The following is a 12987-nucleotide window of genomic DNA, read 5'->3' as shown; positions in this document are numbered from 1 at the left end:
AGAATTGATTGAATTCCGCCGCATTGATGAACGGCAAAAATGAGCATCCCATGACCAGAGAGAAGTTGAACGACGCGACAATGTGGTGCCTGACGGTCTTTATCGCCATCGTGCCGCTCTTCCTCGGCGGCAACCGTCCGCTTGTCTGGATCGGTGCCTTCACGGCCATGTGCCTCATGCTCGTGACCTATCTCGCGTTAATCTTCTATATAAACCAAGATTTGGCTTTCTCATTGAAAAGGGTGGGCCTCTATGGTGTCGTCTACCTGTTATTTATCGGCTTTCAGTTCATCCAGATTTTATCGGCGCTCATGTTTCATTCCGGCGACATCGACGGCCCTTCAGCTTCCTGCTGCACACTCAGCATAGCGCCGCGGGAAACCGTGCTCGCCCTGCTCCGCTGGCTGACATTCGGGGTCGTCGCTTTTCTCAGCCTCCAGGTTTGCGCCAACAGGAAGCGCGCGAGCCGCTTCATGACCGTGCTCTTCTGGATCGCCGTCGCGCATGGCGTGCTCGGCTTCGTGCTCTTCTTCATGCTGAACGATGCAGCCCTGCTGGGTCAGAAATGGACCTATGAGGGATCCATGACCGGCGCTTTCATCAATCGCAACACCTTTGCGACCATGCTCGCAGCAGGTATCGTCCTTGGCGCTTCCCAACTCCTCAAGACGGTTCAGCCCCGCTCCCAGGGCGCGGGCTCACGGGGCGGCGCTACGCCCGTATCGCTGGCAATCGTCGCGACCGCCCTGATCGTCCTCGTCGTGGATATCGCTTCCACCAATTCCCGCATGGGCCTGATTGTCGCCGTCACCGGCATCGCCGTCTTCGCGGGCCTCGTCGGATGGCGGCCCTCCAAATCCGGCCCCATGCCGACCGCAGGCGATGATGAAATTCCGGCAAACGTGCCCCGCGGGGCGGTCCTTGTGGTGCTCGGCGTGCTGCTGATCGCCTTGCTTGTCTTTAGTACGCAACTGCTCGACCGCGTCCTGCTGGCCGAGCACTCAATTGTGGATCGAACCGCGCTTTATGCCCAGACCTGGAATATGATCCTGGCGCGTCCGTTCACGGGGTTTGGTGGCGGCAGTTTCGCAACCGCCTTTCCGCTTGTCCACCAGCCGCCCGTCAACACGGACTACATCTGGGACAAGGCTCACAATAGCTATCTGGCGCTGTGGAGCGAATACGGACTGGTCTTCGGCAGTCTGCCGATCCTTCTCGTCGGCCTTGCTTTTGCGGCTCTGGTCGCCAACGCAAAGCGCGACGCGATCATTGCCGCCGCCGCGGCCGTGATCGCGCTTTCGGCCCTCCACGCCGTGGTCGATTTCAGCCTCGAGATCGAGGGCTACACCCTCTTTTTCATCGCCATTGTTGCCTGTGGGCTCGCCCGCGCGCTTGGCTCGGGCCAGCGATCAGAAGGGTTGCCCAGATGATGGCCTTCATGTCGAGCGTGCTTGGCCGCAGCAAACCGCCCGCCCCCGCGCGGCGGCGGGAGAGATTGTTCTTCGAACAGCGGCCGCAGGCCATCTACGCGATCGGCGACATCCACGGATGCTATGACGGCCTGAAAGCCATTGAGGAACGCATCATCGCGGACGCAGCATCCATCGACGGGGAAAAGTGGCTGATCTGCCTTGGCGACTACATAGACCGCGGCCCCGCATCCGCTGCCGTGCTCGATCACCTGACCTCGCCGCCACCTCCCGGCTTCCGCAGGTTCTGCATTGCCGGCAATCACGAAGTGGCGCTTCAGGACTTCCTCGACAGTGACGGACGGCAGGACCAATGGCTGTCGATCGGCGCGACCGAAACGCTGGCCTCCTACGGGCTTTATCCGCGCCACCGCGATAGCCGGAGCATCGCGCGGATGCTGCAGGAATACCTGCCGGAAGAACACCGCGATTTCCTTCGTGCCCTGCCGGAGATGATCGTCGTGCCCGACTATTGCTTCGTGCACGCCATGATCGACCCGGCACTGGGCCTTGAGATGCAGTCAACCGAGACGCTACTCTGGTCGCGCCCGGCAGAGTTTCAATGGAATGGCGTCAAGCTCGGCTTCAGGGTCGTGCACGGGCATACGCCTGTCAGGGACGTGGAAATCAACGACAACCGCATCAACGTCGATGTGGGTGCGTATTTAAATGGTCATCTTGCTGCAGTAAAAATCGGCGTCAATTCAGTGGACGTCATAAAATATTGATAATTCAGCGTTGCGGACAAGAGCATAGTTTATAGTTTGCGTGAGGTATTATAGTGGAACAGAGTCACGAGATTCGAAATCTGATCGGAATCATTCGCCGTCAGTATTTGATCATTGCCGCCGTCGCGCTCGTCGTGATGGTCGCGGTTTCAGTGGTGCTGTTCACCCTGGTTCCGAAATACACTGCAACGGCCAAACTCCTGGTCGACCCCAGCTCGAAGAACCTTCTCAACCCCACGGACCGGCCGGATTACTCGGGGATTGAGACCAACGCTCGCGTCGACAGCGAAGTCGCGATCCTCAATACGGGAAACGCCATCGCGCAGCTGATCAAGGATCAGAACCTGATGAGCGATCCAGAATTCGGGGTGACGCTTGGATGGCTCGACAAGGTGCTCACGGTGTTCAACCTCGAGAGCCCTGCTGCCACGGACAGCGACGAACTGGTCGCCAAGGTGGTCAAGCGGGTTGAAAAAGCGGTCGACGTGGAACGCGAAGGCATGACCTATGTCATTTCCGTTTCCTTCACGTCCCGCGATCCGCAGAAGGCGGTCGCGCTCGCCAACGCGCTTGCCCAGACCTACATCAACCAGCAACTCCAGTCGAAGGTTTCCGGCACGCTGGCATCGCGCAACATCATTCAGGCGCAGCTCGGCCAGGCCAACGACGCCGTTGTACGCGGGGAGCGCAAGCTCGACGAATATATGGAGAAGAACCTGGCAAAGCTACAGGAGCTTTCAGGGTCGGACGAAATCAAACGGCTGCGCGAGGAAATGGACGCAACGCTGCGCCGCAACGTAGACCGTAACAACGCGCTGGCGGCAGCACAGAAGCAGCTGACGGAAGGCAACTATTCCGCACTCGCCGATACGCTGAAGAGCGACGCCCTGAAGGCGCTGCAGGTGCAGCGCGCCAATCTCGCGGCCTCGATGTCGATCCCCGTCCTCGGCGGCAAGCCGCAGGGCAATATCCAGAAGGATCTGGCCGCACTCGACAAGAAGCTGCAGGACAACGCGGCTGCCGCAGTCGTGGCGTTCCAGAAGGACGTGGCCACAGGCGGAAACACCACCGACGCTCTTCGGGAGCGTCTGCGCACCGCCATCATGAGCAGCAACCTGCCACCTGAAGTCCTGGCGGAAGTCTATGCGATCCAGAAGGAATCCGAAATCGCGCGCGAGCAATATCAAAGCCTGCTGTCGCGCATGAAGGAGCTGGACACGCAGGCCCAGCTTCAGGTTCCGGACAGCCGCATCGTCAGCGTTGCGCTGCTGCCCACGACGCCCTCCTTCCCCAAGGTCGGCCGCTCGCTCGGCATCGCGCTCGGCGCCTCGCTGCTTGTCGGACTGGGCGTCGCCTTCATGCGGGAGAATTTCATCGGCGGCTTCGTCGAGGACGAACAGATTGAAAGCGTGCTGAGAGTTCCGGTTGCCGCCGTGATCGAAAAGCAGGCAACACCGGCCAACGCGCGCAACGGCATTCCAGATCTCATCATCTCGACGCCCATGTCCGCCTTCGCCGAAGCGTTCCGGCGTATCCGCGTCAAGATCGAGCGGATGAATATCGACCGGAACCGCAACGGCGACTTCGCGATGAACGGTCAACCCGGCGGCCTCGTCGTGCTGGTCACCTCTTCGGTTCCGAACGAGGGCAAGTCGACAGTCTCCCTCTCGCTGGCCCGAACGCTCGCCCATTCCGGCCGCCGCACGCTCTTGATCGACGCCGACCTCAGAAAGCCGAGCGTCCACAAGCTCGTCGGCCTGAACCAGAGCCAGCAGCTGGCGAGCTACCTGCAGGGTCAAACCGGCGAAGGCCTTTCAAGCCTGATCACCTCCGATCCAAGCGGCAATCTGAAGCTCGCGCTGGGCGGACGCCTCAGCAACCATGCGACCGATGAACTCGTCATGGGCGACCGCTTTGCGGCGCTGATTGCGGAAGCCCGGCAGCAATTCGACTTCATCGTCATCGACACGCCGCCGATCGATCCGGTTGTCGATGGCCTCTACATCGCCCGCCATGCCGATTTCGTCACCTTCGTCGTTCGCTGGAGCACGACGGCCCAGACGGTGGCCAAGCGCTGCATGAAGGCGCTGCAGGAAAATTGTGCACCGGGAACGACGATGCTTGGCGTGATGAGCCAGCGCGAAGTCGCCAAGGGCAGCCGCTATTATCGCTATTCCGGATATTACGAGAGCTGAGAAGGAGCATCTGACACATCCAGAAACATATTGAATACGGATATTTCCCATGATTTTTGAAGAACTCGATATTCCGGACGTCTATTTCATCACGCCAAAGAAGATCGGCGACAGCCGCGGCTTCTTCATGGAGGTTTTCCGGCAGGAGACCTTCAGCAGCCAGGTCGGCGACTTCACATTCGTCCAGGAAAACTGCTCGATGTCGGTCGAGACCGGGACGGTGAGAGGCCTTCACTTTCAGCTTCCCCCACGCGCGCAGGGCAAGCTCGTTTCCTGCACGCAAGGCGCGCTGCTCGATGTCGCGGTCGATATTCGCACGGGCTCGCCAACTTTCGGGCAGCATGCGGCCAGACGCTTGACGGCCGAACATGGCGAACAGCTCTGGGTGCCGCCGGGATTCGCGCATGGTTTCTGCACCCTCATGCCAAACACGGTGATCAGCTATAAGCTGACCGACTATTACAGTCCGGCCCACGACCGGGGTCTTCTCTGGAGCGACCCTGCCCTCGGCATCGACTGGCCCGTCGCGCCTGACCTCGCCATCCTGTCCGACAAGGACAAGGTGCAGCCCCGGCTTGCCGAGCTGCCAACCGCCTTTCGCTTCGGTTCGTGAGAAAGGCGGCTACCATGCGTGTTCTCGTCACCGGCGGTGCAGGTTTCATCGGATCTGCCCTCGTTCGACATCTCGTGCTTGAAAAGGGCTATGAGGTCCTGAACATCGACAAGCTCACCTATGCGGGGACACTGACCTCCCTGCAGACAGTGGCCGACAATCCGCTTTACAGTTTCCGTCGCGCCGACATCTGCGATGCGCTGGCGATGGAAGCCGCCTTCGAGAGCTTCAGACCTGACCGCGTCATGCATCTGGCGGCCGAAAGCCATGTCGATCGCTCGATCACCGGTTCCCGGCAATTTATCGAGACCAATGTCATAGGCACCTACACGATGCTGGAAGCTGCGCGGCGCTACTGGCAGGGCCTGGCCGACAGAGAGAAGGACGCATTCCGCTTTCTGCATGTCTCGACCGACGAGGTTTATGGCTCGCTCGGCGCCGAGGGCCTCTTCGCCGAAACCACGGCCTATGATCCGAGCTCACCCTATTCCGCCAGCAAGGCGGGCTCCGATTTTCTGGCGAAAGCCTGGGCCCGCACCTATGGCTTCCCGGTCATCGTTTCCAACTGCTCGAACAATTATGGACCCTATCACTTTCCCGAAAAACTGATCCCGCTCACGATCCTCAATGCCCTGGAAGGCAAGCCTCTGCCGGTCTATGGCAAGGGAGACAACATCCGCGACTGGCTTTTCGTGGAAGACCACGCCCGCGCGCTCGACCTGATCGCCGAGCGTGGCCGCATCGGCGAAACCTACAATGTCGGTGGGCGGAACGAGCGTCGCAACATCGATGTTGTGCGCACCATCTGCGCGCTGCTCGACACCATGGCCCCGCGCCGCGAGCCGCATGAGGCACTGATTACCTTCGTCACCGATCGTCCGGGCCATGATGCCCGCTATGCCATCGACGCCACAAAGCTGGAAACGGAGCTCGGGTGGCGGGCGATCGAAACCTTCGACACCGGCATTGAGAAAACTGTCCGCTGGTATCTCGACAATGCCTGGTGGTGGGAGCCGCTGCGTCGGGACTACGACGGTCGCCGTCTCGGCCTGCCTGCCGGCGGAGGTGGGCGATGATCCCTCGGCGCCGCTATCTCGTCACCGGAACGCAGGGACAGGTGGCGCAATCGCTTGCGGCACGAGCAGCATCGCGCAACGATATCGAGATCATAGCCGTCGGCCGCCCGGAGCTTGATCTGGCCGATACGGGCTCCATCGCCGCAACCGTAGAACAGGTTGCGCCGGAACTGATCATCTCGGCCGCCGCCTACACGGCGGTGGATCAGGCCCAATCGGAAGAGGCGCTGGCCTTCGCCATCAATGCAGACGGACCCGCCGCACTCGCACAGGCCGCGGCCCGCCGCGGCATTCCGCTCGTGCATCTGTCTACCGATTATGTGTTTTCCGGCGCCAAAACGACGCCCTATGTCGAGACAGACGAAACCGGGCCGACCAATGTCTATGGCCGGTCGAAACTGGAAGGCGAGCAGCGGGTTCTCTCCGCCTCCCCTAACGTCGCCGTCTTGCGGACCGCCTGGGTCTACAGCCCTTATGGAAAGAATTTCCTCAAGACCATGCTGCGGCTTGCCGGCGAGCGGCCGGAATTGCGCGTCGTCGCCGACCAGTTCGGCAACCCGACCTCAGCCCTCGACATCGCAGATGCGGTCCTGAAAGTGGCGGATAACCTGCTGGAGAGCCGCGATGAACGCATGCGCGGCGTTTTCCATATGACGGCCACAGGCGAAGCCTCCTGGGCGGATTTTGCCCGGGCAATCTTTGCGGCTTCAGCCGCCGAAGGTGGGCCTTCCTCCGAGGTCGTCTCGATCTCGTCCAGCGACTATCCGACGCCCGCCTCACGCCCCGCCAACTCCCGGCTCGACTGCAGCAAGCTGCGGCTGAGCCATGGCGTCGTGTTGCCCGACTGGCACGGATCGACGGCGGCGATTGTCAGGGAAATCTTGGCCGGGCGGCACGGCTGAGGCAAAACAACGTCAAACAAGACATTGAATACATAAAAGATCTTTCAATTTTCAATTGGACATAAGAGGTTATCATGAAGGGGATCATTCTCGCGGGCGGCAGCGGAACACGCCTCCATCCCATGACATCGGTCACGTCGAAACAGCTGATGCCGGTCTACGACAAGCCGATGATCTACTATCCGCTTTCGACCCTGATGCTGGCCGGGATCCGGGACATCCTGATCATCTCGACGCCCAAGGATCTCCCGAACTTCCAGGCCCTGCTGGGCGACGGGTCGCGCTGGGGGCTTTCGCTGTCCTATGCCGAACAGCCCTCGCCTGACGGACTTGCCCAGGCTTACATCATCGGCGCCGACTTCATCGCCGGCGAACGCTCCTGTCTCGTGCTCGGTGACAACATCTTTTATGGGCACGGCATTGGAGAGCTCTTCGATCGCGCCAAGGCTCAGGAGGACGGGGCGACGATTTTCGCCTATCATGTCAGCGAGCCGGAACGCTATGGCGTCGTCGAATTCGACCGCGATTTTCGCGCCCTCTCCATCGAAGAAAAGCCGGTAAAGCCTAAGTCGAACTGGGCCGTCACGGGCCTCTATTTCTACGATGCCGACGTGATCGACATTGCTGCAAATCTGAAGCCCTCCGCCCGCGGCGAGCTTGAGATCACCGATGTCAACCGCGTCTACCTCGAACGCGGCAAACTCACCGTCCAGCAAATGGGACGCGGTTTCGCCTGGCTCGACACCGGCACACCCGACAGCCTGCTCGAAGCGGCCGAATTCGTGGCAACGCTGGAGCGGCGTCAGGGCTTCAAGGTTTCCTGCCCCGAAGAGATCGCCTTCCGTCTCGGCTTCATCGACGCCCCGCAACTGGAAAGGCTTGCAAAAGCCTACGGAAAGAGCGCCTACGGCCGCTATCTCGTGGAACGCTGCCTGGAATACGCGTGAAAGGAAGAGAGCTGCCCTGTAGACATTAACCAAGCGTTCAGCATAAACTTGCGTCCAGCAGGCTGCTCTCATAATTGTTGAGCAAAGATGGAAAGAGCGACAAAACAAAAACTCTTCCGCCCCTGGGCCTCATTGGTAAGTCATAGATTTCATTAAAAAGCATAAAAAAATTGAACGTGCAGAAATTCGGTATTAGGCGAACTTCTTCTCGTTAGACCAAAGCTTTCAGATCTGAACGCGACATGCTTCGGCACAGTCGTTTGTTGCTTGTTGTTTTATTGGTGGGTCAAACAATGAAATCTCTTAATATTCTAGGTATCCGCGGTCTGCCCGCGCAACATGGCGGCTTTGAAACCTTCGCCCAGAATTTCTCGCTCTACCTGCGGCAGCGCGGCTGGCAGGTCACGGTCTATTGTCAGCACGACGCCAACAGCACCGACTGCCCGCCCGATCTTTATGAAGACGAATGGATGGGTGTGCGCAGGGTTCATGTTGCCGTCAGCGGCGACGGCCCGGTCTCCACGATGAAATTCGACTGGCGCTGCATTCGGGATGTTGTGAAGAGGCCGGGCATTGATCTCGTTCTCGGCTACAACACCAGCGTCTTCTCGCTTTGGCAGCGGTTCAAGGGGCGCAAGGTCGCCATCAACATGGATGGGATCGAGTGGCGCCGCGGCAAATGGAGCCTGCCGGCACGGTGCTGGTTCTATCTGAACGAGTTCGTCGGCGCCCATGTCGGCCACGCGACCATCGCCGACCATCCCGAAATCGCGCGCCACCAGCGCCGTCACCTGCAATACAAATGTGACGTGATCCCTTACGGCTCGAGCCCCATTGTTAAGGCATCCGAAGACTATGTCGAGGCTCTGGGCGTGAAGCCGCAGGGCTACGCCGTGTCGATCGCGCGGATCGAGCCGGAAAACTCGATCCTTGAGGTGGTGGAGGCTTTCTCTTCGAAGCGCCGACACATGAAGCTCTTGGTTCTCGGCAAGCTCGCAGACACCAATCCCTATCACCGCAAGGTTCTCGCCGCCGCCTCCGACCAGGTCATTTTTCCAGGAGCAATTTACGAGACGCCGGCTGTCGAAGCATTGCGATACCATTGCGCGGCCTATATCCATGGCCATACGGTCGGGGGAACGAACCCTTCGCTCGTCGAAGCTCTGGGGGCCGGCAACGCGGTGATTGCACAAGACAACGCCTTCAACCGTTGGGTCGCAGGCCCCGGTCAGCATTACTTCCGCACGATTGGCGACCTGTCCGCCATTTTCGACAGGATCGAGACCGGCGAACTGGATCTTCTGAAGGCCCGGCGTGCGGCGCGCCTGCAGCATTCCGAGAACTTCACGTTCGACAAGGTTCATGCCGAATACGAAAACGTGCTGGAGCGTCTTCTATGACGGCGAAGACGCAGACGCCCCGGCGCATTCTGGCCGTACATCAGGGCTACGAGCTTTATGGCTCGGACCGGACGTTCATCAGTTCGCTGCAGGCGTTCCGTCAAAGCTTTCCGACAGCGCAAATCAAGGTGATCCTGCCCCGCGACGGGTTGCTGCTTCAGGAGTTGCAGCGGCTCGGCTTCGAGGTCGAACTCTCCCGTCTCTGGATTGCCCGAAAGGCCAATGGGCTGCTCGGCAATCTTCTTCTGGCCCTGGCTTTCCCCGCCTATCTCTTCCGTGCGTGGCGGATGATGAACGCCGCATGTGTCACCTATATCAACACATCCGTTGTCTTCGATTACGCAATCGCAGCCCGGCTGACACGGCGTCCGAGCCTTCTCCATATCCATGAAATCCCGACCGGGTTTGCGCGCAAGGTGATCCGCACAATTGCCCGGCTTTCCGGAGCAACGCTCATCTTTAACTCGGAAGCGACGAAACTTGCCTTCGAGCCGCTAGGCAGGCAACCCAACGCGTTGATCCTCAACGGCGTTCCCGACACGGCCCGCTCGTCGTCGCGTGACATTCGCGATGGAGATCGCGTGCGTATCCTGATGATCGGGCGCATAAACGACTGGAAGGGACAGGACCTGCTGGTCGAGGCGCTTGCCCGCCTGCCCGCCGACATTGCCGAGCGCACAGAACTGCGCCTTCTCGGCTCAGCCTTCGAAAACGGGCCGGCCGAAAGACAGCTGAAAAGCCAGATCGAAGCTCTCGGACTCACCTGCTCGATCCGAATGGAAGGCTTCGTCGAAGACCCGTCGGAAGCGTTCGAATGGTCGGATTTCATCGTCGTGCCCTCCCGCAAGCCGGAACCTTTCGGGCTGGTCGCGGTCGAGGCGATGATGCATCGCCGCGCCGTTATCGGCGCAAGCCACGGCGGGCTCATGGAAATCATCGTCGATGGCGAAACAGGACTGGTCTTTAAGCCCAATGACGCGGAGGCGCTGGCATCCACCATCCGCCGGGCAGCGGAAGATCGGCAGTCAACGACGGAAATGGGCACCAGAGGCCGCGCGCGTTTCGAAGCCCGCTTTTCGCTGGAACGCTATCAGCGCCAATTGGCAAAGGTCGTTGAAACCGCACTCGCAAAGGACCGCCCGAGGAACAAGGCTCCGGCGATGGCTTCCGGCGGAGTTGAGTCACGCTCATGACACGTTCCGGCGTCGCCATCACCGTCCTCTCCGCATTGGCCAATCTGGCCATCAGTGCCGCGACGGTGCTCACCCTGGCGCGGCTGCTCGGACCGGAGGATTTCGGGCGCTTCAGCCTCGTGATCATCATCACGACAATTTTCGCGGAAATCATCGGGCTGGGCCTCGGTGACGTCCTCGTTCGTCAGGGCTTACGTAACGATCGTCGCTACGAGCGAACCCTCGCCCTGCTCTACACCACGTCGCTGGTAACGGGCGTACTTCTTTATCCCTTCGCGCTGGCGATCTCGACCGTCCTGGTCGGTAAGGCATTCATAACCTTCGTTGCCGTCCTCTGCGTCTCCGAAACCATCGGACAGCGCCTGATCACGATTGCCGAACATCGCAGCACCGCAACGTCGGCCATGCGCGCGGCCGACATGGTTCGACTGGGCGCAGCGCTGACGAAGGCACTTCCCGCTCTGGTCATCCTGATCGTTCCCGGCTGGCGCAACCTTCTCGACCTTTCATTTGTCTACGCCGCCTTCACCCTGTCCTATGCCATCCTGCTGAATTACAGGCATATGAGGCTCTCTGGACGTCTCCATCGGGAGGATCGGGCCTCCTTCGCGGAAGGCCTGTCCTTTTGCGCCACCAACGTATTCCGCTTCGCAGCAACCTCGGTGGACCGCATCTTTGCCGGCATTGCCTTCACGCCGGCAGTGCTGGGCAATTACGTGCTCGGCTCCCGCATTTTCCAGATCGTCAGCGCCATGCTCTTCGCGATTCAGAAACACGCTCAAAAACTCGCCTATGGCAACGAAACTCAGGAAGACACCCGGCGCTCACTGAGAACAGCGCAGGTCGTCGCCGGCGTCGTGTCACTGGCCGTCGCCGTTGCGATCTTCGCCGGCGCACCGCTGATCGAACTGATCTTCGGCGATCGCTTTCACGATGCCATCGGCTTCGTGCGGCTTTTCTGCTGGCTCATCGCACCCTTCGTTGTCTACTTCGTCTCGCTGAATTATTTGAGCGCGCTTGATCTCGACCATCGCCGTACCGGCCTCACGCTCGTCGAGCTCGCCATCAATGCACTGAGCCTGGCCGGGATCACGGCTGCCGGGTTGATGCATTTCGGCCCGGTCGTGCTGGCACTGAACTATATTGTCTTCACGCTGATGGCGATGATGCTGCTCAACAAGAGGGAGCCGAGTCATGCTTAAGAGCAGATCGGGAACCGCGTTCGCGGCACTGGCCTTCACGCTCTTCTTCATCGACGTTGCCGGTCTGTGGATCTGGCCGATCGAGGAAGGCATGGCCATCGATATTCCGAAATATGGCGGGTTCCTGCTTCGGGTCGTCGCCGTCCTCTTCGCTGGCGGCTACATTCTTTTGCACTTCCGCCTCAGTAACATTCGTAACCTGCCCACTTCACTCTGGCTCGTTCTCGGCTGGCTCGTGATTTCGAGCCTCGACAACCCGTTCTGGCAGGAATCGCTGCAGCATGTTGTGCGCTTCGCACTGTTCATGCTGCTCTTCGTCTCCCTGGCGGATCTCCCAGATATCGACGTCCGGCTCGATACATGGCTTTATCGTCTGCTGCTCTGGACCATCGTCCTCAGTCTGGCGCTCGCACTCCTCGAGCCGTCCCTTGCCGTCATGCGCAGCGCGGGCCTCGACGGTAGCGTCCGAGGGCTCTTTACGCACAAGAACGTGTTTGCCGAATTCTGTGTGATGCTGGCCGCCTGGCTGATGCCGTCGAAGACTATCTCGGGCAAACAAAAAGGCATTCTACTTTTGCTCGTGCTGATCGCTGTCGTCGTCAGCAAATCGAGCGCCAGCCTGTTTATTTTCGTCTTTTCGCTCGGCGCCTATTATGTCCTGACCCTACCGAAATCGGCCGCTAGCCGGTCGCAGATTCTGCTGCTGGCAGGGATCGGCACCATTCCGGCCTATCTCGCCGGCTCGACAATCTTTGCGGTCGTGCTGCAACTTCTGGACCGAAAGGCGACGCTGACCGGGCGCACCTACATGTGGGAATACATGTATGCGATCACCGACAAGATCCCCCTCCAGGGGCTCGGCTATGGCGTGGTCATGAAATATGAGAGCATCGTAGGGCCGCTACGCCTGGGATACTACGAGACGATGACGTCGACCCATAACAGCTATCTCGACATCCTGCTGGGACTTGGCGTGGCTGGCTGCGTGATTTTCGGCATCTGGGTCGTTGAGCTTCTCTATCACGGCTGCAGGAGCTACGTGGCGGGCGAGACCGCAGGCTTGCGGCTGCTGGTCGTCGGCGGCGCATATCTGCTCTACGGCACGATCGAAAGCAGCGCTGGCCTTGCCGACCGGCTACCGACAATGATTGCGATCGGTGCCGTGATGTTGTGCTGCCTTGCTCAGCGCAAACAGGTTGAAAATGGTGATGTCACAGCCCCGCTGGCGGCTGAAGGTTTTAGATAGCGAGAATAATTTATTC

11 protein-coding genes are annotated in these 12987 nt (G+C 59.9%); all 11 read left to right on the top strand.

Translation table 11 applies throughout. The features are described from left to right. Positions 1-50 precede the first annotated feature (50 nt). On the top strand, positions 51-1430 hold the full coding sequence (locus ABID16_RS13675; RefSeq protein WP_354556915.1) for an O-antigen ligase family protein: 1380 nt from the start codon (positions 51-53) through the stop codon (positions 1428-1430). Beyond that, the gene (locus tag ABID16_RS13670) at positions 1427-2197 is read left to right on the top strand and encodes a metallophosphoesterase family protein (protein WP_354556913.1); all 771 of its coding nucleotides are present in this window, start codon (positions 1427-1429) and stop codon (positions 2195-2197) included. The genes ABID16_RS13675 and ABID16_RS13670 overlap by 4 nt, the downstream gene beginning before the upstream one ends. 53 nt (positions 2198-2250) lie before the next feature. Further along, positions 2251-4392 (top strand): GumC family protein, encoded by a 2142-nt coding sequence (locus tag ABID16_RS13665; RefSeq protein WP_354556912.1) that lies wholly within the window; start codon positions 2251-2253, stop codon positions 4390-4392. Positions 4393-4441: 49 nt separating this feature from the next. Next, positions 4442-5005: a dTDP-4-dehydrorhamnose 3,5-epimerase gene (rfbC, locus tag ABID16_RS13660; RefSeq protein ID WP_354556911.1), complete on the top strand. Its 564-nt coding sequence runs from the start codon at positions 4442-4444 to the stop codon at positions 5003-5005. Between the two features lie 14 nt (positions 5006-5019). After that, entirely contained in the window at positions 5020-6081 is a 1062-nt protein-coding gene (gene rfbB, locus ABID16_RS13655; protein ID WP_354556910.1) for a dTDP-glucose 4,6-dehydratase, read from the top strand. Next, a complete protein-coding gene (gene rfbD / locus ABID16_RS13650; protein WP_354556909.1) occupies positions 6078-6983 on the top strand; it encodes a dTDP-4-dehydrorhamnose reductase in 906 nt (301 codons plus the stop codon). Before rfbB ends, rfbD begins: the two co-directional genes overlap by 4 nt. Positions 6984-7057: 74 nt before the next feature. Further along, the gene (gene rfbA, locus ABID16_RS13645) at positions 7058-7930 is read left to right on the top strand and encodes a glucose-1-phosphate thymidylyltransferase RfbA (RefSeq protein WP_354556908.1); all 873 of its coding nucleotides are present in this window, start codon (positions 7058-7060) and stop codon (positions 7928-7930) included. 293 nt (positions 7931-8223) lie between these two features. Then, positions 8224-9330 carry a DUF1972 domain-containing protein gene (locus tag ABID16_RS13640; protein ID WP_354556907.1) on the top strand — a complete coding sequence of 369 codons (1107 nt, stop codon included), beginning with the start codon at positions 8224-8226 and terminating at the stop codon, positions 9328-9330. After that, positions 9327-10523, top strand: coding sequence for a glycosyltransferase family 4 protein (locus ABID16_RS13635; protein WP_354556906.1), 1197 nt, complete (start codon positions 9327-9329; stop codon positions 10521-10523). Before ABID16_RS13640 ends, ABID16_RS13635 begins: the two co-directional genes overlap by 4 nt. After that, positions 10520-11725, top strand: coding sequence for a lipopolysaccharide biosynthesis protein (locus tag ABID16_RS13630; protein ID WP_354556905.1), 1206 nt, complete (start codon positions 10520-10522; stop codon positions 11723-11725). Before ABID16_RS13635 ends, ABID16_RS13630 begins: the two co-directional genes overlap by 4 nt. After that, entirely contained in the window at positions 11718-12971 is a 1254-nt protein-coding gene (locus ABID16_RS13625) for an O-antigen ligase family protein (protein WP_354556904.1), read from the top strand. The genes ABID16_RS13630 and ABID16_RS13625 overlap by 8 nt, the downstream gene beginning before the upstream one ends. Positions 12972-12987 lie beyond the last annotated feature (16 nt).

It is taken from the genome of Limnomicrobium aquaticum, assembly GCF_040545545.1.
In the GTDB taxonomy this organism is placed as follows: domain Bacteria; phylum Pseudomonadota; class Alphaproteobacteria; order Rhizobiales; family Rhizobiaceae; genus Ensifer_A; species Ensifer_A aquaticum.
This window is presented reverse-complemented; position numbering and strand designations above follow the sequence as displayed.